Raw genomic sequence first — 21,144 nt, forward strand, 5'->3', positions numbered from 1 at the left:
GGGCGGGGGGGTGCGGTGGTCATGGTCGTCGAGGTCCGTCCGATGGGTGGAGTACCGTCCGACCCTAGTTCACGGCGGTGTCAGGGGCCGGTCCCTGGTCGTGGATGTCACCGGGCCGCAGGGGAGCCGGCTACAGGGCAACGGCTCCCGGCTCGCTCAGATACCGGACGTCGTGCGGCGGTCACAGATCGACGAACTTCACCTGGGTAAGGAACGCCGTCCACTCCTTCACTGGGAACTCAAGGTGACCAAGGTCAGGCTGCTGACTGTCGCGGACAGCTATCGTCAGACCATCGCTGACTTCAACACAGTTTCCGCCACCGCCGCTGTAGCTGCTCTTTCGCCAAGCCGCTCTCTTACTGTTCATCGAGTTCTTTACGGACCTTCTTGATGAGATCGAGACTTTGCGCGGTAGGCAGTGCCTCCGATTGGAGGATGCTGAAAAGCGTGTTGTACGCAGCCAGGTCTTCCGGACGATCCAGTAGGTGTTCTCCCATCGCGTACTCCGCTGAAACAACCTCGGGGCGCTCGTGAAAGGTATAGATGCGGAAGGGGCCTGTCAGTCCTGGGCGTCGCCGAGTGGCCCAGGGCATGACCTGAAGGCTGATCCTACGGTTCTGTCCCGCAGCGTGGAGCCGATCGAGCTGCTCCTTCATCACCTCGGGGCTGCCCACCACTCGGCGAAGTACGCCTTCATCGAGCACGACGGCCAGTAGTGGGGCGCCTTCCTCCTCCAAGAGCTGCTGGCGGGCCAACCGCGCCTCAACGAGCCGCTCCACAGCACCGTCCTTCTCCCACGGGCGTTCGCACTCCAGCACTATCCGAGCGTACTCGGGCGTCTGGAACAGTCCTGGAACGAGCAATGGTCCGTAGTCACGGAGCCGATCCGCGGCTCGCTCCAGTCGGGGTAGCTCCTGGAACCCTGGAGGAAGCGCGTCCGGCCTGTTCAGGTCCTGCCACAGGCGAAGCAACCCTCCCGATGTCTTGAACAAGGTGTCCAGAGCATGGACGTACTCCGCACTGAGAGGCCGCACGCCGTTCTCCCATTGGGAGTAGTACGAGGGCGCGACCTGTAGCTCTTTCGCCACCTGCGCCTGCGTCATGCCCGTGTTCTTCCGCAGCTTCCCCGGCGACCGACGGGCACGCTCACACCCGCCCGCCCTCCTCGTGCGCCGGGCAGCTCGACCGGACCGGGCAGGTCCGGCACCCGTCGTTGCGCACGGCCGCGAACGTGTTCCCCGCCATCCCGGTCGCCACCGTGCGCACCAGGCGCTCCGCCCACTCCGGGTCGTGGTCGTCGCCGAGTGCCGGCTGCTCCTGGACGCGGACCTTCGCCGCATACGCCGCGGTGCCGACCTGCACCAGCTCGGCGCCGCCCGGCTCCAGCAGGCCGTACCGCTCGAAGGCGGAGCGCAGCACGGCGAGCTGGTAGACGCCGAGCTGGGGGTGGCGGGCCAGCTCGTCGTTCGCCGGACGGGAGGAGCCGGTCTTGATGTCGACCACCACGGCCCGCCCGGCACCGTCGCGCTCCAGCCGGTCCACCCGACCGGTGATCTCGATGCCGCCGATGTCGACCCGGAACCCCTCCTCGGTGACGACCAGCTCCCGATCGTTCCCCTCGTGCCAGTCGATGAGCTTGCGCACCATCGCCTCCGCGCGCACCCGCTCCTTCTCCGCGTACCACGGGCCGCCGAAGTCCAGCTCGGTCCAGATCTCGTCCATGCGGCGCTCGATGTCGGGCAGCTCGGCGCCCTCCGCGACCAGGACCGCGAGCGCGTGCACGATGCTGCCGATGGCGGAGGCGAGCTCGGCGGACCGCGCCCCGACCGCCACCTCCAGGAGCCAGCGCAGCTGGCAGCTGCCGAACTTCTCCACCTGCGAGGGCGAGACCCGGATCCGCCCGTCCTCGGCGACCAGCGGCTCATCGGTGGAGTAGGGGGTGAGGGCGTACCACTCGTCCGGGTCGGCGCCGCGCACCCCCTCGTCGGCGAGCCGGGCGAGGTGCGCGGCGGCGGCCCGGCGCAGCGGGTCGGGGCGGTCGGGGTCGGTGACCACCGAGCGCAGGTCGGCGACCAGCGCCGGCAGCGACAGCCACCGCCGGCCGGTGGCCACGCGCTCCGGCTCGCCCAGCCCCAGCTCGCCGATGAAGCGCGACGGGCGCTCCTCGGTGTCCTCGCCGCCCACGGCGGTGACGACCAGCGTGCGCCGCGCCCGGGTCACGGCCACGTAGAACAGCCGGCGCTCCTCGTCGAGCAGCCGCGAGGCCACGGCGGCGCCGGTACTCTCGGCGAACCCGGCGACGGTGTCGACGAGGTGCTCCACGCCCAGCAGGGAGCCGCGCAGCCGCAGGTCGGGCCACTCGCCCTCCTGCACCCCGGCGACCACGACGAGGTCCCACTCCAGGCCCTTGGACCGGTGCGCGGTGAGGATGCGCACGGCCTCGCCCTTCGGGGCCTGCTCGGCCAGTGTGTCGGCCGGGATCTCCTGCGCCTCCAGGTCGTCCAGGAACCCCTCGGGGACACCGGGCGGCAGCCGGTCGCAGTAGCGGGCGGCGCTCTCGAACAGCGCGACGACGGAGTCCAGGTCCCGGTCCGCGGCCGCTCCCCGCCGGCCGCCCGCCTGGCTGGCCCGCAGCAGCCGGTCGGCCAGCCCGCCGGCCTGCCACACCTCCCACAGGACCTCCTCGGCGGAGGCGCCCGCCGCGGCGCGGTCGCGGACGAGCGCGAGCAGCCGGGCGACGCGTTCGGCCGGCGCCCGCACCTCGGGGGCGATCACGGCGAGGTCGCGCGGATCGCGGAGCACCGCGGCGATCAGCTCCGCCGAGGGGCGCCGGCCGCCGGTGTCGAGCTCCAACTGCCGCAGCGCCCGGCCCAGCCGGCGCAGCAGCACGGTGTCGGCGTCGCCGAACGGGCTGGTCAGCAGCTCGTGCGCGGCGGCGTCGTCCAGGGTCTCCGGGCGCAGCGCGCAGCGCAGCAGCGCCAGCAGCGGGCGTACCAGGGGCTCGGCGGCCAGCGGCAGCTCGTCCCCGCCGACGACGACCGGGACGCCCGCCGCGGCGAGGGCGCGCCGCAGCACCGGGATCTGCCGGGTGGCCGAGCGCACCAGCACCGCCATCCGCGACCAGGGGACCCCGTCGAGGAGGTGCGCCCGGCGCAGCGTGTCGGCGACGACGGCGGCCTCCTGGGTGCTGCTCTCGGCGACCAGCGCCCGTACCTCGCCGGCCGGCGCGTCCGGCAGCGGCGAGAGTACGCGGTGCGCGTTGACCCCACCGCCGCTGGGAGCCGCCGGCAGCCGCTGGGCGAGCCGCCGGGAGGCCTCCAGGAGCGCGGGGCCGCTGCGCCGGCACACCCGGAGCGCGACGACGGGGGCGGGCGCGCCGCCGGCCGAGGGGAACCGGGTGGGGAAGTCGAGGATGCCGCGGACGTCGGCGCCGCGGAAGCCGTAGATGGACTGGTCCGGATCGCCCACCACGACGAGGTCGCGCCCGCCGCCGGCCAGCGCCCGCAGCAGCGCCTCCTGCGCCGGGTCGGTGTCCTGGTACTCGTCGACGAACACCACCTCCCGGGCAGCCCGCTCGCGGGCCTGGATGCCGGGGTCGGTGAGCAGGTTGGCCGCGATCCGCACGAGTTCGGCGTAGTTGAGGGTGGGAACCGGTGCGACGTCGAACCGCCCGGTGTAGCGGTCCAGGAACCCGCCGGCGGCCGCCCAGTCGTCGCGGCCCAGCTCCCGCCCCAGCGCGGCCAGGGCGCCGGAGTCGAGCCCCCGCTCCTCCGCGCGCATGAGGAAGTCCCGCAGCTCCTCGGCGAACCCCCGGGTCTCCAGGGCGGGCCGCAGCCGCTCCGGCCACGCCCGCGCGCCGTCGGCCGACTCGCCGGCGAGCAGCTCGCGGATCTCCATGAGCTGCTCCGGGCCGGAGAGCAGCCGCGGCGGCAGGTCCCCCGACCGCTGGAACTCCCGCCGGATCAGCGCGTAGGCGTAGCTGTGGAAGGTGAGGGCGAGCGGTTCCCGGGTGGTGCGGCGCAGCCGCGCGGTGATACGTTCGCGCAGTTCCTGGGCGGCCTTGCGGCTGAAGGTGAGCACGAGGACCCGCGACGGGTCGACGCCGCGGCGCTCGATCCGGTCGACCACGGCCTCGACGACCGTGGTCGTCTTGCCGGTGCCCGGACCCGCGAGGACCAGCATCGGCCCGCCCTCGTGCGCGACCACGCGGCGCTGGTTCTCGTCCAGCTCCGGGGCGGGCGCCGCACGCCGCACGCGGCGGACGAGGCGGTACGGGGATGAGCTCACCCGACCTAGTTCACCAGACGTCCGGGACATGCCGCGCACCGCGGACCCCGTCCGCGGAACGGGCAGCGGGGACCCCGCGGCTCCGCCGCGACGGCGGCGCCGCGCCTGCGGCGCGTCAGTCCCGCGCGGCGCCGTCCCAGCGGGCCCGGCGCATGTCGACGCGGGTCGACCCCGGACGCAGCGGGGTGGCCTCGGCCGCGTAGTGCGCCCGGGCCCGCGCCTCCAGTCCGGGCGCCGGGGTGCCGTCAGCGCGGAGCACCCGCCACCACGGGACGCCGCCGCCCCACGCTGCCATCACCGCGCCGACCTGCCGCGGCCCGCCCTCTCCCAGGTACTCGGCGACATCGCCGTAGGACATCACCCGGCCGGGCGGAATGCGCTCCACGACGTCGAGGACCCGCTCGGCATAGTCGCTGGGATGGGCGTCGCGCTGCATGGCCCAACCGTAGCGAGCGGCCGGTCCGGCGAGGACCGGCCGCCCGGTTCGACTCCGCCGCGGTGGGCGCCCTCCTAGTGCGGGATGGTGCGACGGTGCGTGACGTTGCTCATCGGCAGGCCGATGGCTCCCATGACGGCGATGACGAGGCCGACGATCCACGCGGTCCACGCCGCCGCCGGGTTGCCGGCGAACCCGAGCACCCACGGGGTGACGAACATCAGCACCCCCAGCACGAGGGTGGCCGCCTCGGTGGCGATGAGCCCGGGGCGGGTGATCGACATCACCGCGGCGAGCACGGTCAGGATGCCGAGCAGGAACATGGCCGCCATGCCGTATCCGAGCATGCCGTGCCACAGCCAGCTGATCATGGCGACGACTCCGGCGACCAGGGCCACCCAGTCTTCCCAACGCCCTTTCATCTTCATCCCGCACCTCCTGGATGGGGGCTCAGACCTATCCCATATCTACCCAAACCGGGCAGTACCCCAATCCTGTGCACGCGCGCCGCACCAGGTCAGCGCGGGAGACGCCGGCGGGGCCGCCGCGGATCTCACCGCGACGGCCCCGCTCAGCGGCCACTCCCCGCGGGGAGGCCGGTCAGTAGGTGGGCAGGCTCGGGTCGACCTGGTTCACCCAGGCGAGCACGCCACCGCCCACGTGCACCGCGTCGCCGAAGCCGGCGCCCTTGAGCGCGGCCAGCGCCTCGGCGGAGCGGCCGCCGGACTTGCAGTGCAGCACGATCCGCTTGTCCTGCGGGAGCTTGCCGAACGCCTCGCCGTTCAGGAACTCGCCCTTGGGGATGAGCACCGAGCCCGGGATGCTGACGATCTCGTACTCGTTCTTCTCACGGACGTCGACCAGGTAGAAGTCCTCGCCCCGGTCCATCATGTCCTTCAGCTCGCGCGCGGTGATGGTGGAGCCGGCGGCGGCCTCCTGGGCCTCCTGCGAGACGGTGCCGCAGAACGCCTCGTAGTCGATGAGCTCGGTGATGGGCTCGGCCTCGGGGTCCTTGCGCACCTTGACGGTCCGCCAGGTCATCTCCAGGGCGTCGTAGATCATCAGCCGGCCGACCAGGGTGTCCCCGATGCCGGTGATGAGCTTGATGGCCTCGTTCACCATGACCGAGCCGATAGCGGCGCACAGCACGCCCAGGACCCCGCCCTCGGCGCACGACGGCACCATGCCGGGCGGCGGCGGCTCGGGGTAGAGGTCGCGGTAGTTCGGTCCGTACTCGTTCCAGAAGACGCTGACCTGGCCGTCGAACCGGAAGATCGACCCCCACACGTACGGCTTGTTCAGCAGCACGGCGGCGTCGTTGACCAGGTAGCGGGTGGCGAAGTTGTCGGTGCCGTCCAGGATGAGGTCGTAGCCGCCGAAGATCTCCAGCACGTTGGAGGAGTCGAGCCGCTCCTTGTGCAGGATGACGTTGACGTAGGGGTTGACCTCCTCGATGCTCTCCCGGGCGGACTCCGCCTTGGGCTTGCCGACGTCGCTCTGGCCGTGGATGACCTGGCGCTGCAGGTTCGACTCGTCGACCACGTCGAAGTCGACGATCCCGAGCGTGCCGACTCCGGCGGCGGCCAGGTACAGCAGCGCGGGCGAGCCGAGCCCGCCGGCGCCGACGACCAGGACCTTGGCGTTCTTCAGGCGCTTCTGGCCGTCCATGCCCACGTCGGGGATGATGAGGTGGCGAGAGTAGCGGCGTACCTCGTCCACAGTCAGCTCGTCGGCTGGTTCAACCAGCGGCGGCAGCGACACAGCGGCTCCTCAGACTGTCGAATACGTCGGGCTCTCGGCGCGGTGCCCGCCGCGCGCTCCGGCGGGTGGGACCCGCCGAGACGTCGACGGGCTTGCTCCTATTCCAACCTACGCGGTCGGGTTTCGCATTCCCACTTCGGGATACGGATGCCCGGAGGCCGCCCACCCGGCCGTCCGGCCCGCGGCCCCTCGCGGGCGGGCGGCACCGCGCCCGCTCCCCCAACGCGGGCGCCCGGCGGCGGAGTAGCGTGGAGGTGGACCATGAGCCGACATCGGGGGGAGTTCCCGTGACGACCGACCCGAATCGAGCAGAGACCGATCCGCGGGACCTCGAACCCGAGGAGTCCTCGGTCGAGGCCCCCGAGGCCGACACCGCGGAGCAGCGCGCCGCACTGCTGGACCGCGAGGAGCCGCAGGCCCCCGACATCGGCTCCGCGGTCGAGCTCCCGGAGGCGGACGCCGTCGAGCAGTCCGTGGACGTGGAGACCGACGGCGGCGAGGAGGAGTACCGCTGACCCGCCGTCCGCCGGGCCGCCCGGCGATGGCGCCTGCGCCCAACCTACGGACGAGTAAGATTGCGAGTCACATGCCGGGATTGCGACCGGTTCGGTCGCCCCCCGGCGGGTTTGGGGTTCATTGGATCATGCGTGGCGCAGGCGCCGCGCGGAGTTCGGAGGGTGTGGGTGTGACAGCTCCTTCAGACGCCCGTCCGCGCGGGACACGGCTGCCGCGCCTGGCGCGCCGCCGCCAGCTGCTGGCCGCGGCCCAGGAGGTCTTCGTCGCGCAGGGCTACCACGCGGCGGCCATGGACGAGATCGCGGACCGGGCCGGGGTGAGCAAGCCCGTGCTCTACCAGCACTTCCCCGGGAAGCTCGACCTCTACCTCGCGCTCCTGGAGCAGCACTCCGAGGCCCTGGTCGAGAAGCAGCGCGCCGCGCTGGAGTCCACGGACGACAACCGCCAGCGCGTGGTCGCCAGCTTCCAGGCCTACTTCGACTTCGTGGCCGGCGAGGGCGAGGCGTTCCGGCTGGTCTTCGAGTCGGACCTGCGCAACCTGCCGGCGGTCCGCGAGAAGACGGAGCAGACCCTGCAGCGCTGCGCCGACCTCATCGGCGCGGTGATCCGGCAGGACACCAGCATCTCCGACGACGAGGCCCACCTGCTCAGCATGGGCCTGGTCGGCATGGCCGAGACGAGTGCCCGGTACTGGCTGGGCAACTACGGCAGCATCCCGAAGGAGGCCGCCGAGCAGCTCATCGCCCGGCTGGCCTGGCGCGGCATCAGCGGGTGGGACCTCACCCGCGGCTGACGGCCCCGCCCCCGCCGCCCCGGCACTGCGCGCGACGGCCCCGCAGCGGCCGCGGTGGAGACCCCGTGTCGAGTGAAGCGCGGGCCAAGTTTCGCCCTGTCCGGCGCCCCCGGACGCAGCGATGATTGGTTCCGTCCCCGCTGGGTAGCCCCGGTTGATAAGCGACTTATGTCGCCTTTGCCTGGTTATCGTGCGCGATGCGCCAGACGCAGGCTTCTTCGGGGGAGGTACCGTCATGTCCACGTCGCTCGCCGCCGTCGATCTCGGGCAAGGCCTGACGAACGCCTGGGGCACCGTGGTGTCCGTCGGACCGAAACTGCTGGCCTTCCTGGTCATCCTGATCGTCGGCTGGATCATCGCCAAGATCATCGGCAGGCTGGTCGCCAAGGGACTGGCCAAGGCCGGGCTGGACCGGACCCTGGAACGCGGGGGCGCCGGGGACTACATGCGCCGCAGCCGGTTCACGGCCAGCGACCTGTGCGGCCGGGTCATCTACTACATCGGCGTGCTGATCGTGCTGCAGCTGTCGTTCAGCGTCTTCGGGCCGACCAACCCGATCACCCGGATGCTGGACCGCGTGGTCGCCTGGATCCCCAGGGCCATCGTGGCGCTGGTCATCATCGTGATCGCGGCGCTGATCGCCAGAGCGGTCCGCGACATCATCGCCTCCGCTCTCGGCGGCCTGGCCTACGGGCGCTTCCTCGCGAACGTGGCCGGCATCTTCATCCTGGCGCTCGGCATCATCGCGGCGCTGAACCAGATCAACGTGGCCACGACCGTGACGCAGCCCGTGCTGATCGCGGTGCTCGCCACACTGGCCGGCATCCTCATCGTCGGTGTCGGCGGCGGCCTGGTCCGCCCGATGCAGCAGCGCTGGGCCAACTGGCTGGACGCGGCGGAGCGGGAGAGCGTCCGGGTGCGCGAGGAGAGCTACCGGCGCGGCCGCGCCGACGCCATGGGGGGACCGGCCGCCGCCCGCGAGCCCGAGGAGGCCGCACGACCGACGCAGCCGGCCGGGCCGGGCGGAGCGCACCCGCCGGGCGAGGCGCCCGGGGAGCGCCCTCCGGCGCCGTGACAGGACCGCCGCCGCCACCGGCGGGGAACGCGAAGGGCGGGGCCGCACGGCCTCGCCCTCGTCCGTTCCCGGGGGTCCGTCCCTCAGAGCAGCTCCTCGTCGGCGACCTCCTCGCGGGAGAGCCGGTCGATCCGCCGGACCGCCAGCACGGCGCTGGCGATGATGGACAGCAGGGACAGCCAGAAGGCCACACTGGCCACGCCCGTGCTGATCATGACCACCACGGCGATGACCGCGTGCAGGGCGAAGAGGGAGAAGTCGACGCGATCCTGCTGGATCAGGACGCCGATCGGTGGACGCGCCGCCCCATGCCGGCCGCTCCTCATGCGCTGTTCCTTTCTCGCGGCACACAGCTGTCCGCGTCATCGATCACGGGGCGGGTCCCCTGGAGATCCGGATGCGTTCGTCTCAGCACCGCGTCGCGCGGCGCGGACCGCGCCCTCGCGACGGCGGCGGGCCGCGGACAGCGCGGTCGCACCCGGGACACGCTTAGCGTACGCCCAGCGCACGCGTTCTCGTGGTCACTTTGCGGATCGCCGGAAATACCGCGGTTGCCGCCTTGTGCCGGTCCTCGCCTGGCCTAACGGATGAATCCGTATTCCTTGGCCAACCGGCAGATGGCGAGCAGTCGCAGGGTCTCCCAGTCGTAGTCCACGCCGTCGGAGTCCCAGCCGCGCTCCCGGCAGCCGTCGACGAACCCGTGCAGGTAGTGGGTGAGGGACGACCGGGTCAGCCGGGTCCCGTCGCGTTCGATGGAGTCGCGGACGGCGGCGGCGTGCTGGTCGAGCTCGGCGGTGACGCCGGGGTCCTCCCGGGCGGCCAGCAGCCCGAATTGCCCGAAGTCGAAGGAGAGCCGAGCCAGCGGGCACTCGACGAAGAACCCACGGCGCATGGATGGATACCTCAGAGAACGGTGCGGGGAAGCGAACGCCACAGACTATATATGGACGTCAAACACAACAGTGCCATGGGTGGCGAAACCGACAGATGCCACAACATGCGTATAACTCGGAACGCCGTCACCGCCGGCGTTCCGGCGTTCACGGCCCGCCCGTCCGGATCCCGGGGCGGACGGTCAGGTGGCCAGGCCCATGGCCCGCAGGCGGGCGGTGTGCGAGTCGGTCAGACGGGCGAACATCCGGCCGACCGCCGCGAGGTCGGCCGAGCCCCCCTCGCTCTCGGCCGAGGAGGCCAGGAGCTCGGCGAGGCCGGGCCGGTGCGTGGCCACCCGCTGCGCCTGGCTGAGGCCCTCGCCCACGAGCCGCCGCGCCCACAGCGCCAGCCGCCCGCCGAGCTTCGGGTCGTCGGCGACGGCGGCGCGCACCTTGGCGGCGATGAACTCCGCCCGCCCGCTCTCGGTCAGCACCCCGTCCACCAGGTCGCGGGTGTGGTCGTCGACCAGTTCGGCGGCCTGGCGGTAGAAGTCGCCGGCGATCCCGTCGCCCACGTAGGCCTTCACCAGCCCCTCCAGCCAGCTCTGCGGCCGGGTGCGGGCGTGCCAGTCGTCCAGCGGGGCGACGAACGGCCGCATGGCCGCCTCGGGGTCGGCGCCCAGCTCGGTCAGCCGGTCGTGGAGCATGCGGTAGTGCCCGTACTCCGTGGCGGCCAGGCCCGCGAGTTCGCCCTTGTCCGCGAGCGTCGGCGCGAGCTCGGCGTCGTCGGAGAGGCGGAAGAAGGAGACGAGCTCGGCGTAGGCCAGCAGTCCGAGGAGGTCGATGACCGCACCGGTGGCGGGGTCGGCGGCGGGCGCCGGCGAGCCGGCCTCGGATCCGTTCGTCATGCGGAGAAGCCTAGACGATCCGGCCGGCACCGCCGTGCCCCCGCGGGACGACCGGGAGCGGGGTCCGGCGGGTCCGTCCCCGCGGCCGGGACTTTTTCCGGTCCGCGCACCGTTTCACATGCGGATGGTTCAGGCACTGTCCATCCTGTGGTAAAAGCGGCATGTCCAGCCGGGGAACCCGCAGGATACACTCGCCCTGTGGCCGGCACCGGCCGGCCACCGCGCGGAGCCCCCGCTGCACGCCGCCGCGAAGGTCGCGGCACCGGCACGGGCCGCCGCACCCACGCCGACCGGGCCGCGGACCACGCGCGTCCAGCCGGCGGGGAGCGAGCGCGGGCGTCCACGCGATCGGCGGAGCACCCGACACGTCCGCACGGACGGACCGGGGGCCGCGCCGGCCGCGACCGCTCCGCCGCGCACCATGACAACTCAGCGGACGCCGTGCGCCGATCGCGAATCCGTGACCGACAGCACCGAAGTGCAGAGCGACGAAGCCGCGCCACTCGCCCGCGGGCACCTCCGCGGTGCCGGTGAGCCGCGCCGGATTCGGTCCCGGGGATTCCGGGAACCTCTGCGACAGCGTCCGGCTCGCCGCAGGCGAGCCCGTCCGCGCCACACCCGGCCACCAAGCATCGCGGCCAGCCAGATGGAGGCACGAGCCCTGACCAGCGCAGCACCCACCCAAGGAACCCGCCAGACGTTCCGCGACCTCGGCGTCAACGCCGACATCGCGGACGCACTGGAGGCAGAAGGCATCGTCGAACCCTTCCCGATCCAGACCCTCGCACTCCCCCTCGCCCTCACGGGCACCGACATCATCGGGCAGGCCCGCACCGGCACCGGAAAGACGTTCGCGTTCGGGCTGCCGCTGCTGCAGCGGGTGCAGGCCACCCCGGGCAGCGCCCGGCGCCCCCGGGCCCTGGTCGTAGTCCCGACCCGCGAGCTCGCCATCCAGGTGGCCGCCGACCTCGCCACGGCGAGCAAGCGCACCGGTGCCCGCATCCTGACCGTCTACGGCGGCCGGGCCTACGAGCCGCAGATCACCGGCCTGCGCAACGGCGTCGACATCGTCGTGGGCACGCCGGGGCGGCTGCTGGACCTGGAGAACCAGCGCCACCTGGACCTCTCGCAGGTGGCGGCGCTGGTGCTGGACGAGGCCGACAAGATGCTCGACCTCGGCTTCCTGCCCGACATCGAGCGCATCATGGCCAAGGTGCCCGAGGAGCGCCAGGTCATGCTGTTCTCCGCCACCATGCCGAGCGAGATCGTCGCGCTGTCGCGCAACTACCTGCGCCGGCCCACCCACGTGCGGGCGAGCGACGACGACTCCGACCAGCGGCTGCCCGACGGCACCGAGCAGCACGTCTTCCGCACGCACTCGCTCGACAAGCTCGAGATGCTCGCCCGGCTGCTCCAGGCCGAGGGCCGCGGCCTCAGCATGGTGTTCTGCCAGACCAAGCGCGCGTGCGACCAGGTCGCCACGGCGCTGAAGGGGCGCGGCTTCGCCGCCGCGGCGGTGCACGGCGACCTCGGCCAGAGCCAGCGCGAGCGCGCGCTGCGCGCGTTCCGCAACGGCAAGATCGACGTCCTCGTCGCCACCGACGTCGCGGCCCGCGGCCTCGACGTGGACGACGTCACGCACGTGGTCAACTACGAGTGCCCGGAGGACGAGAAGACCTACACGCACCGGATCGGCCGCACCGGCCGCGCCGGGCGGTCGGGCACCGCGGTCACGTTCATCGACTGGCAGGAGGTGGCGCGCTGGAAGCTCATCAACACCGCGCTCGACCTGCCGTTCACCGATCCGGCCGAGACCTACTCCACGTCGCCGCACTTCTTCGAGGCCCTGCGCATCCCGCCCGGGACGAAGGGCACCCTGGCCAAGGAGCTGCGGGAACGCGCCGGGCTGGAGGCCGAGGAGGTCGAGGACATCGGCGACACCGGCCGCCGCGGCCGTGACCGCGACGAGGACCGGCCGCGGGGCGGCCGCTCGCGCAACCGCAAGCGGACCCGCGGCGGAGCGCGGTCCGGTGCGGAGGCCGCGGCCGAGAAGGCGGACGGCAGCGCCGGGTCGGGCGGCACCGCCGCCCAGCCGGCCCCGGAGGCGCCCGCCGAGGGCGCCGGCTCCGCTGGGGAGCGCCCGGCCCGCCGGTCGCGGCGGCGCCGCCGGACCCGCGGCGGCGTCGAGGTGGCCGGCGAGCAGGACTGACGGGGAGCCGTCGCGGACATGGGGTCACGAACGGAACCGGACCGGCTCCGGGGCCGCGTGACCCACCGCCCCATCCGATCCAAGATCGTCTAGGGTGAACCGACGTGAGTACGCCTCGGTTTCTGGAACTTCCGCCCGGAGTGCGGCGGGTGGACGTCGCGACCCCGCTGGGGCCGATCGCCGTCCTTGAGGCGGTCCCGGCCGCCGGCGGCTGCGAGCGGCATTCGGCCGTCCTGGTTCCGGGGTTCACCGGAAGCAAGGAGGACTTCCTCGCCATCCTCCAGACGCTCGCCCAGGCAGGCCGGCGGGTGTACGCCATCGACCTGCCCGGCCAGTACGAGTCGCCGGGCAGCGCCGACCCCGCCCGCTACACCTGCGCCGCCCTCGGACACGCGGTCGCCGTGCTGGTCCGCGCGCTCGGTGACGAGGACGTGCACCTGCTGGGCCACTCCTTCGGCGGCCTGGTGACCCGCGAGACGGTGCTCGCCGGCGAGATCACGCCGCTCTCCCACACCCTGATGAGCTCCGGCCCGGGCGGGGTGGGCGGGGCGTCGGCCGCGAACGCCCGGCAGCTCATGGCGGCCCTCGGGCCCTCTCCCACGACCGAGGTCCTCACCGAGCTCTGGCACCGGCACCTGGACGGGCCGACCCGGGCCAGCGGGATCAGCGAGGAGATCGCGGACTTCATGCGCGACCGCATGCTCGGCAACTGCCCTGTCGGGCTGTCGTGCATGGCCGACGCGGTCACCTCGGCCCCCGACCGCACCGCCGAGCTCGCGGAGGCTCCGGTGCCGCAGCTGGTGCTCTACGGCGAGAACGACGACGCCTGGCCCCCGGAGGCGCAGGCGGCCATGGCCAAGCGCCTGCGGGCCGACCGCGTGGTGATCCCGGGCGCCGCGCACTCCCCCGGGGTCGAGGCACCGGAGACCACGGCGAGCGCGCTCACCGAGTTCTGGAACCGGGCCGAGGCCTCACGGCGGGCCTGAGCCCGCCCGGCGGCTCCGGCCCGGACGCGCGGCGGGCGACGCCCGGCCCCGCGGCCCGGACCGGTGCGGCCGCCGTCGGCGGTGCCGGAGCGGGCGCGGATCAGTCGGCCGACACCCAGTCGTCGAAGTTCTTGGACTCCGCCGCGACGGTGGTCTCCTCGCCGCTGTCGGGGAGGACACGGGTGTCCGGCGGGAGGGACAGCAGGATCTCACCCACCGAGGCGAGCTGGGTGGTGTAGTCGACGTATCCCTCGCCCACCGTGCCGAGCCGGCCGGCGAGCAGGATGTCGCCGCTGAAGACCGCGCCGAGCTCGGGGATGTAGTAGGACACGGACCCGGAGGAGGTACCGGGGGTAGGCAGGACCTCCAGTTCGAGGTCGCCGACCTCCAGGTGGCCGCCGCCCTCGACCTCCATGTCCGGCCGGTGCTCGATGCCGTGCACCTTGCGCCAGGCGCGCAGCTCGCGGGGGTGCAGCGCGATGGGCGACTCGTCGCGCGCGGCGACCTCGACCGCCGCGCCGATGTGGGTGTTGTATCCGTTGGTGCAGGCCACGAGGTAGATCTCGCGGTCGCCGACCGCCTCCAGGACCGCGGCGGCGTCGTGCGCCGGATCGATCACGATGACGCCCTCGTCGTCGGCCTGGACGATCCAGGTGTTGCTGACGACGTCGACCTCCTCGCCGTCCACGTGCAGCACGCCGGCGGTCCGGACCAGCCGGATGGCGGAGTCCTCGGCGGAGCCGTCACCCGCACCGCCGCGCTCCGGCTCAGCCGGTGCCGCGTCGGCCTCCTCGCCGGCGGCGGCGTCGCTCGCCGTGTCTTCCTCGCCGTCCTCGCCGGTCCCGGCCGCATCGGCCGTCTCCACGGGCTCGGAGCCGGCGGCGCCGGCCTCGGTACCCGCCTTCGGCTGCTCTGATTCCGCCGACTCCGCGGGCGCGGCCGTCTCGGCGCGCTCCTCGTCCACGGTCGCCGTGCTGACGCCGCCGGATTCCGCGGCCGCGGCGTCGCCGTCCTGCTTCTTGCCCTTCCGCTTCCAGAACACGGTGCCGACCCTTCGATTCCGTCCGACTGCCAACCTCTGCGGGCCCCATTGTCCCGGTCCCACGCCGCGGATGCGTACTCGGTCGCGCGAGCAGCGACCATCCCATAGAACGCATAAAACAGTTGTAAACCGCCGCCGGCCCCGGACGCCCTGGTCAGTGGCCGACGATCGGCACGGCTCCGGTCGCGGGCGCCATCAGGCGCGCGTAGGCGTCGGGGTCGGTGGTCCGGCAGCCGAGCCGGTGGCCGGTCAGCGCACCGTGGTCGTCGCTGGAGCCGGTGACGACCAGGCCGAACTCGGCCGCGCGCTCCCGCCAGTACGCGCACTCCGCGGCGTCGTGGGCGGGATGGTCGGCTTCGATGCCGCCCAGGCCGGCTTCGGCCATCCGCCGCACGAGGTCGTCGGGGACCGCCCCGGTCAGCGCGCCCTCGCCGCGCGCCGGGTGCGCGAGCACGCACACCCCGCCCGCCGCGCGGACCAGCCGCACGGCGCGCACCGGGTCGAGCGCGTAGCGGGCCACGTAGGCCGGGCCGCCGGAGCCGATCCAGCGGTCGAACGCGTCCTGGACGTCCGCGGCGGCGCCGACCGCGACCAGCGCGCGAGCGATGTGCGGGCGGCCCACCACGTCGTCGCCGGCGACGTCCCCGGCGATCTCGCGCACCTGCTCCCAGGTGACGCCGATCCCGGCGCCCCGGAGCAGCTCCACCATGCCGCGGGCCCGCACGACGCGGTCCTCGCGGATGCGGCGGAGCTCGGCCGCGAGTTCGGCGGACGCGGGATCGAAGAGGTACCCGAGCAGGTGGACGCTCGCCCCGCGGTACGCGCAGGACAGCTCCATGCCGGGGACGAGGGTGAAGCCCGCGGGCAGGCGGGCGGCGGCGGCCGCGTGCCCCGCGACGGTGTCGTGGTCGGTCAGCGCCAGGACGTCCAGTCCGGCCGCGACCGCGTGGTCGATGACGGACTCGGGGCTGTCGGTGCCGTCGGAGACCGAGCTGTGGGAGTGCAGATCGATGCGCATCGCGACGATTCTAGGAAGCCGGGGCACCCGGCGGGCCGCCCAGGGCGTATTGGGGAGCCCGGCTCACCAGGACGGCAGGTGCGCGGTCGTGACCAGGTGGCCGGCCGTAGCCGCCCAGGCCGGCGGAACGAGCGCCCGCCGGTCGTGGGCCCGGCTGCCTGCGGGACCGGCAGGCGGTGGCGTGCGGAGGAACCGGCTCGGACCGGGGGCGGCCGCCCGCTCCGACAGGCCCGTCGTGAGGTTCGCGGCGACCGCCGGGATCGCGGCCACCGGGAATGCCCGTCCGATCGGGCGGGCAGTCGGGGGAAGAAGTGCCCGATCCGGGCCGGGGACTTCGCCACCACCGGCGCTGGGAACCGCGTCCCACCCGAGCGGGTCCGCGCTCGCACCGGCCGGACCGACGGCGGGACACGGTCGTCCAGACGGACGTGGCGTGCGGGGCGAAGGGCGGCCGGGCTCGTCGTCACACCCCGACCTCCGGCACCCTTCGCCAGGCCCGCGGGCAGTTCAGCGGATCCCCGTCAACGTCGCAGCCCGGCCCCGGGAGCCGGCGGGGTCAGTCGAGCGGGCGCAGCCGGTCGTAGAGGAACGGTGTGGGCGCACCGAACGGCGGCTCCAGGGCGGCTCCTCCGTCGTTGCGGTCCCGGAGGTCCCGCAGGCCGCCGATCTCGCAGATCAGCACCCCGGCGTCGGCGGGCGAGAAGACCAGCCACACCCAGCTCGCCATGGCCTCGCCCGCGTAGACCGCTCGGTCGTCGCCGGCCGGCACGCTCCACAGGGCGATCTCGTGGCCGTCGTGCCGGATCTTGCCCGCCGGCGGACCGGAGTCGAAGCCGTCTCCGGGATCGGGTCCCTCCAGTCCGGCGAGCCGCGCCGCGAGTCCGATACCCGGGTCCTCGGCGACGGCCACCAGCTCGCCCACCCCGCCCAGCGGGGCCGGTCCGGAGAGCGCGACGGCGGCGGCCAGGCCGCCGCTGCGCTCGTCGCCGGCCTGGGCGAACCCGGTGATGACCCAGCCGGTGGGCAGCGGCCACGGGATCCACACGGGTACCTCGGCGGTGGCGAGCAGCAGGTCCAGGGTGGCGGGGTTCGGATCGCGCAGCGGCTGCAGCGGGGCCACGGGGCCGTGCGCGTCGCACTGCCACGCGCTCGACCACAGGCTGGGCGGGTGGACGGCGCGTCCGCATCGTGGGCACGACGGGTCTGACTTCATGACTGCGGAGGTGATACCCGGCTCGCCTGACGAAAAACGTCGGTCTTACCCGCAGGTCAGGAGTGCCGGTGGCCGCCCGGCGGCCGCCAGGTGGTCACCGGTGGCGCCTCGGACGGGCCGGCCGGCCCGTCGGCGGGTGCGCTACCGGGACGGTCGGACCGCAGACCGGCCGTGCGCTCCGCCGGGCCGGGCGGCCGCGCCGAGGCCGCGGGCAACGCGGCGGGCTCACCGGGCACGGTCCGGCGCAGGCCGCGCCGGCGGGCCAGCCACACCACGACCAGCACGTACAGCCCGATCTCCAGTACGGTGCCGGCGAGGCTCTGCCAGCTCCCCGATCCGGTGCCCTGCCGGTCGAGCGCACCCGTGTAGGCGGACAGCCCGAATCCGGCGATGTTGTGGAGCACGTGCAGGGCGATGCCGGCTTCCAGGCCGCCGGTGTACCAGGCGAGCCATCCCACGGCCAGTCCGAACACCAGCACCTCGGCGGTGGCCCATCCGCCGTAGGCGTGCAGCGAGGTGAAGGCGACCGCGCTGACCACGATGGCGGGGACCGGGCCGCGCAGCAGCCGGCTGACCGGCCCGTCGGCCCGGCCGCGCGCGGCCAGTTCGCCGGGGCGGGCACCGTAGCCGCCGATGATCTGGAGCAGGAATCCGCGGAACGCGTACTCCTCGCCGGCGGCCTGGAACGGCACGAGCAGCAGCACGACGATCATGCCGGCGGCGAACTCGCCGGTGCCGGCGAACGACCCGGTCGGCACGCGCGGCCCCAGGGCACCCGGCGCCGCGGCCAGGACCGCCAGTGCCAGGACGACGCACAGCGTGGCGACCGCGGCGCACAGCAGCAGCCACCGCCAGCGCAGCCGCCCCTCCACGGAGGACAGCGTCCCGGCCCCGCGCCGCTGGACGAAGCGCGCGGCCACCAGGACCGACGGGGTGAGCATCGCGACGACGACGAGCTGCACCGCGAGGTCGGGGACCGCCGAACCGAACAGCACGTCGCTGTCGAGGGGCCCGCCGGAGGCCAGCGCGATGAGTCCCGCGAACAGGCCGATGGGCACCTGGATGAGCTGGGACAGCGCGATGGCCGTGGCCAGTGCCAGCGGCGGCACCCACCAGCGGAACCAGGCGGTGCGGGCGACGCGGTGGAACTCGCTGCCGGGCGGCGGCCCTGCCAGCCGGGTGGGGCGCGCGGGCCGGGGCGGCGGCCACGCCCAGACGGCGCTGTCGTGGCCGTGCGCGGCCGTGGGCGCGGGCGGCCACGCCCACGCCGGCGACGACTGCGGTCGGGCGTGCGGGCGCGGGCCCTCGGGTTCGGTCGGCCAGGGCGAGCCGGGTGGTGGCGGCGCATTTCCCATCGTTTGTCGAGATTACTAGTGGCCCATGTATCGACCGCGTTAAGAGCAGGGCCACCCGGCGGTCGCGTCTCAGGTCAGCGGGGTGGTGGAGCCGCCGGGGGCGTCGCGCGGCACCGGCGCGGTGCCGCTGGGCACGTGGCGCAACATATGCAGTTTGTCGGGATTGCGAACGACGAGGACCCGGGTGATCCGGCCGCCCGCGGCCTCCACGACCGCCGCCGCGAGCGGCACGCCGGACACCGCCGGCGCGCCGCCCGGGTACAGGACGAGCCCGGGTCCGCCGTTCAGGGAGGCGACTTCGGCCCGCGCCCCGGCATACATCGCCCCGAGCCCGGCCAGGAACCGCACGGCCCGGTCCAGGCCGGCGACCGGGCGCAGCGCGGCCCGCGCCCGGCCGCCGCCGTCCGTCACGACGACGACATCCTCGGCCAGCAGCTCCGTGAGCCCGGCGACATCGCCGTCCCGGCAGGCGGCGAGGAAGCGCTCGGTCAGCCGCCGCTGCCCGGCCGGGTCCGCGCTGAAGCGGGGGCGGCGGGCGCGCACGTGCTCCCGGGCGCGGTGCGCGACCTGCCGGACGCCGGCCGCCGAGCGGCCGAGGATCTCGGCGATCTCCGCGTAGGGCAGGCCGAAGACCTCACGCAGCACGAACACCGCGCGCTCGACCGGGCCGAGGGTCTCCAGCACCACGAGCAGCGCGTAGGAGACGGCCTCGGCCCGCTCCACCCGCTCGGCGGCGTCCGGCGCGGTGAGCAGCGGCTCCGGCAGCCACGGCCCCACGTAGGACTCGCGGCGGGCGCGCGCGTCGCGCAGCCGGTCCAGCGCCACGTTGGCGACCACCCGCACCAGGTAGCCGCGGGGTTCGCGGATGTTGGAGCGGTCGGCGCGCGCCCAGCGGATCCAGGTCTCCTGGACGCAGTCCTCGGCGTCGGCGACGCTGCCGAGCATGTCGTAGGCGACGCCGAACAGCAGTCGGCGGTGCGCCTCGAAGGCGGCGGTGGCACCGGCGGCGGTCTCGCGCCGCACGGGGTCGTCGCTCACTCCCGGGTCACCTCCCAGTCCGCCGCCCGGCCGGGCGCGGCGCGGCCCTCGTCAGACGCCCCGGCCGCGCGGCGCCGGTCCCGGCGTGCGGGACCCGCCCGCCGGCCCGGCGTCCCTGTCCCGCCCTACTGTCCCGTGGGCGCGGACGCGCGGTGCACCGGGGTCCGGAGCCGGGCCCCCGGGACGCACGCCGGTCGCCTTCTGTGCTGATCCTCCGCTGGCTTTCGTACCATTGGTTACATGTCCTCCACACCCACCACCGAGCAGGTGAACAGGGCCCTGGCCACCGTCCAGGACCCGGAGATCCGCCGTCCCATCACCGACCTCGACATGGTCAAGAGCGTCGAGATCGGCGGCGACGGCACCGTAAGCGTCGGCATCTACCTCACGGTGGCCGGCTGCCCGATGCGGGGCCGCATCGAGAAGGACGTCACCGACGCCGTCTCCAAGGTGCCGGGGGTCGCGCGGGTCGCCGTCGACCTGGACGTGATGAGCGACGAGCAGCGCAAGGCGCTGCAGACCAAGCTGCGCGGGGGGCAGGCCGAGAAGGAGATCCCGTTCGCACGCCCGAACTCGCTGACTCGGGTGTTCGCGGTCGCCTCCGGCAAGGGCGGCGTGGGCAAGTCCTCCGTCACCGTGAACCTGGCGGCCGCCATGGCCGAGCAGGGTCACAAGGTCGGCGTGGTCGACGCCGACATCTACGGCCACTCGGTGCCGCGGATGCTCGGCGTGAGCGGCCACCCGACCAAGGTCGAGGACATGATCATGCCGCCGACCGCCCACGACATCAAGGTGATCTCGGTGGGCATGTTCACCCAGGGCAACCAGCCCGTGGTGTGGCGCGGCCCCATGCTGCACCGGGCGCTCCAGCAGTTCCTGGCCGACGTGTTCTGGGGCGACCTCGACGTGCTGCTGATGGACCTGCCGCCCGGCACCGGCGACATCGCCATCTCGGTCGCCCAGCTGCTGCCGAGCGCCGAGATCCTCGTCGTCACCACCCCGCAGCAGGCCGCCGCCGAGGTCGCCGAGCGGGCCGGCGCCATCTCCGCGCAGACCCACCAGCGCGTCGCCGGTGTCATCGAGAACATGTCCTACTTCGTCGCACCGGGTACCACGGACCGCACGTACCTCTTCGGCGAGGGCGGCGGCCGCGCGGTGGCCGAGGGCCTGACCCGCGCGCTGGGCGCCGACGTGCCGCTGCTGGGGCAGGTCCCCCTCGACATGGGCCTGCGCGAGGGCGGCGACGCCGGACGGCCGTTCGTCCTCAGCGACCCCGACACCGAGGCCGCGCAGGTGCTGCGCAAGGTCGCCGACGAACTCGTGGGCAAACCGCGCGGGCTGTCCGGGCTCCAGCTGGGCATTACCCCGGCCCGGCGCTAGCACCACCCCAGCCGCCGGTCCGGAACCGGACCGGCGGCGGCGCTGACGGCGTGCCGGGGTCCCCTCCGGCAGCGCCGCGCGCCGCCTCCGCCGGCCGCTCATGCCCGGGCGGGCCGCCCGGCCGGGCGGGGACACGTCGCGGCCGCGCGGCACGCCAGTACCGCCCCGGTCCCCCGAACCGCCCAGGACGCCCTTCCTGGAACGGCGGTGGTCCACGCCGGGGCCGCCGGGTACCCCGACGGCCCCGGCGTGGAC

At 73.9% G+C, this 21,144-nt stretch carries 20 protein-coding genes; 6 read left to right on the top strand and 14 right to left on the bottom strand.

Features of this window, described 5'->3' with window-relative positions; genetic code table 11:
• Positions 1–181 precede the first annotated feature (181 nt).
• The 6 genes from DEF28_RS17840 to moeZ all read right to left on the bottom strand — a co-directional run bounded on the left by DEF28_RS17840 (position 182) and on the right by moeZ (position 6,484).
• The gene (locus tag DEF28_RS17840; protein WP_114397360.1) at positions 182–367 is read right to left on the bottom strand and encodes a DUF397 domain-containing protein; all 186 of its coding nucleotides are present in this window, start codon (positions 365–367) and stop codon (positions 182–184) included.
• Entirely contained in the window at positions 357–1,121 is a 765-nt protein-coding gene (locus DEF28_RS17845) for a helix-turn-helix domain-containing protein (RefSeq protein WP_258862323.1), read from the bottom strand. The genes DEF28_RS17840 and DEF28_RS17845 overlap by 11 nt, the downstream gene beginning before the upstream one ends.
• A 25-nt stretch (positions 1,122–1,146) precedes the next feature.
• Positions 1,147–4,287, bottom strand: coding sequence for an ATP-dependent helicase (locus DEF28_RS17850; protein ID WP_114397362.1), 3,141 nt, complete (start codon positions 4,285–4,287; stop codon positions 1,147–1,149).
• A gap of 115 nt (positions 4,288–4,402) precedes the next feature.
• Positions 4,403–4,723, bottom strand: coding sequence for an MGMT family protein (locus DEF28_RS17855; RefSeq protein ID WP_114397363.1), 321 nt, complete (start codon positions 4,721–4,723; stop codon positions 4,403–4,405).
• A gap of 74 nt (positions 4,724–4,797) precedes the next feature.
• Positions 4,798–5,151 (bottom strand): SPW repeat protein, encoded by a 354-nt coding sequence (locus DEF28_RS17860; protein WP_114397364.1) that lies wholly within the window; start codon positions 5,149–5,151, stop codon positions 4,798–4,800.
• A gap of 172 nt (positions 5,152–5,323) precedes the next feature.
• Positions 5,324–6,484: an adenylyltransferase/sulfurtransferase MoeZ gene (gene moeZ, locus DEF28_RS17865; RefSeq protein WP_114397365.1), complete on the bottom strand. Its 1,161-nt coding sequence runs from the start codon at positions 6,482–6,484 to the stop codon at positions 5,324–5,326.
• 287 nt (positions 6,485–6,771) lie between these two features.
• Between moeZ and DEF28_RS17870 the strand changes: the two genes are divergently transcribed.
• From DEF28_RS17870 to DEF28_RS17880, 3 genes are all read left to right on the top strand, one after another.
• The gene (locus tag DEF28_RS17870) at positions 6,772–6,999 is read left to right on the top strand and encodes a hypothetical protein (RefSeq protein ID WP_114397366.1); all 228 of its coding nucleotides are present in this window, start codon (positions 6,772–6,774) and stop codon (positions 6,997–6,999) included.
• 170 nt (positions 7,000–7,169) lie between these two features.
• The gene (locus tag DEF28_RS17875) at positions 7,170–7,793 is read left to right on the top strand and encodes a TetR/AcrR family transcriptional regulator (RefSeq protein WP_114397410.1); all 624 of its coding nucleotides are present in this window, start codon (positions 7,170–7,172) and stop codon (positions 7,791–7,793) included.
• 235 nt (positions 7,794–8,028) lie between these two features.
• Positions 8,029–8,868 (top strand): mechanosensitive ion channel family protein, encoded by an 840-nt coding sequence (locus DEF28_RS17880; RefSeq protein WP_114397367.1) that lies wholly within the window; start codon positions 8,029–8,031, stop codon positions 8,866–8,868.
• 83 nt (positions 8,869–8,951) lie between these two features.
• Here the strand turns inward: DEF28_RS17880 and DEF28_RS17885 are convergent, their stop codons facing one another.
• From DEF28_RS17885 to DEF28_RS17895, 3 genes are all read right to left on the bottom strand, one after another.
• On the bottom strand, positions 8,952–9,194 hold the full coding sequence (locus tag DEF28_RS17885) for a hypothetical protein (RefSeq protein ID WP_114397368.1): 243 nt from the start codon (positions 9,192–9,194) through the stop codon (positions 8,952–8,954).
• Positions 9,195–9,448: 254 nt separating this feature from the next.
• On the bottom strand, positions 9,449–9,760 hold the full coding sequence (locus tag DEF28_RS17890; RefSeq protein WP_114397369.1) for a DUF6401 family natural product biosynthesis protein: 312 nt from the start codon (positions 9,758–9,760) through the stop codon (positions 9,449–9,451).
• Between the two features lie 183 nt (positions 9,761–9,943).
• Entirely contained in the window at positions 9,944–10,648 is a 705-nt protein-coding gene (locus DEF28_RS17895) for a ferritin-like fold-containing protein (protein ID WP_114397370.1), read from the bottom strand.
• A gap of 646 nt (positions 10,649–11,294) precedes the next feature.
• On the opposite strand from DEF28_RS17895, the gene DEF28_RS17900 reads away from it, so the two are divergent.
• Positions 11,295–12,857, top strand: a complete 1,563-nt coding sequence (locus tag DEF28_RS17900) for a DEAD/DEAH box helicase (RefSeq protein WP_114397371.1) — start codon at positions 11,295–11,297, stop codon at positions 12,855–12,857.
• A gap of 104 nt (positions 12,858–12,961) precedes the next feature.
• On the top strand, positions 12,962–13,843 hold the full coding sequence (locus DEF28_RS17905; RefSeq protein WP_114397372.1) for an alpha/beta fold hydrolase: 882 nt from the start codon (positions 12,962–12,964) through the stop codon (positions 13,841–13,843).
• Between the two features lie 100 nt (positions 13,844–13,943).
• On the opposite strand, the gene DEF28_RS17910 is transcribed toward DEF28_RS17905, so the two are convergent.
• The 5 genes from DEF28_RS17910 to DEF28_RS17935 form a co-directional block, all read right to left on the bottom strand.
• Positions 13,944–14,885, bottom strand: a complete 942-nt coding sequence (locus DEF28_RS17910) for an MBL fold metallo-hydrolase (protein WP_114397373.1) — start codon at positions 14,883–14,885, stop codon at positions 13,944–13,946.
• A gap of 154 nt (positions 14,886–15,039) precedes the next feature.
• Positions 15,040–15,903, bottom strand: coding sequence for a PHP domain-containing protein (locus DEF28_RS17915; protein WP_114397374.1), 864 nt, complete (start codon positions 15,901–15,903; stop codon positions 15,040–15,042).
• 556 nt (positions 15,904–16,459) lie between these two features.
• Positions 16,460–17,116 (bottom strand): DUF6758 family protein, encoded by a 657-nt coding sequence (locus tag DEF28_RS17925; protein WP_114397376.1) that lies wholly within the window; start codon positions 17,114–17,116, stop codon positions 16,460–16,462.
• A 56-nt stretch (positions 17,117–17,172) separates the two neighbouring features.
• Positions 17,173–18,471, bottom strand: a complete 1,299-nt coding sequence (locus DEF28_RS17930; protein WP_114397377.1) for a type II CAAX endopeptidase family protein — start codon at positions 18,469–18,471, stop codon at positions 17,173–17,175.
• A 69-nt stretch (positions 18,472–18,540) separates the two neighbouring features.
• Complete coding sequence (locus DEF28_RS17935; protein ID WP_199493363.1) at positions 18,541–19,509, bottom strand: RNA polymerase sigma-70 factor; 969 nt, start codon at positions 19,507–19,509, stop codon at positions 18,541–18,543.
• A gap of 240 nt (positions 19,510–19,749) precedes the next feature.
• Between DEF28_RS17935 and DEF28_RS17940 the strand changes: the two genes are divergently transcribed.
• On the top strand, positions 19,750–20,889 hold the full coding sequence (locus tag DEF28_RS17940) for an Mrp/NBP35 family ATP-binding protein (RefSeq protein ID WP_114397379.1): 1,140 nt from the start codon (positions 19,750–19,752) through the stop codon (positions 20,887–20,889).
• Positions 20,890–21,144: the final 255 nt, after the last annotated feature.

This window comes from Marinitenerispora sediminis, assembly GCF_003336425.1.
GTDB lineage: Bacteria > Actinomycetota > Actinomycetes > Streptosporangiales > Streptosporangiaceae > Marinitenerispora > Marinitenerispora sediminis.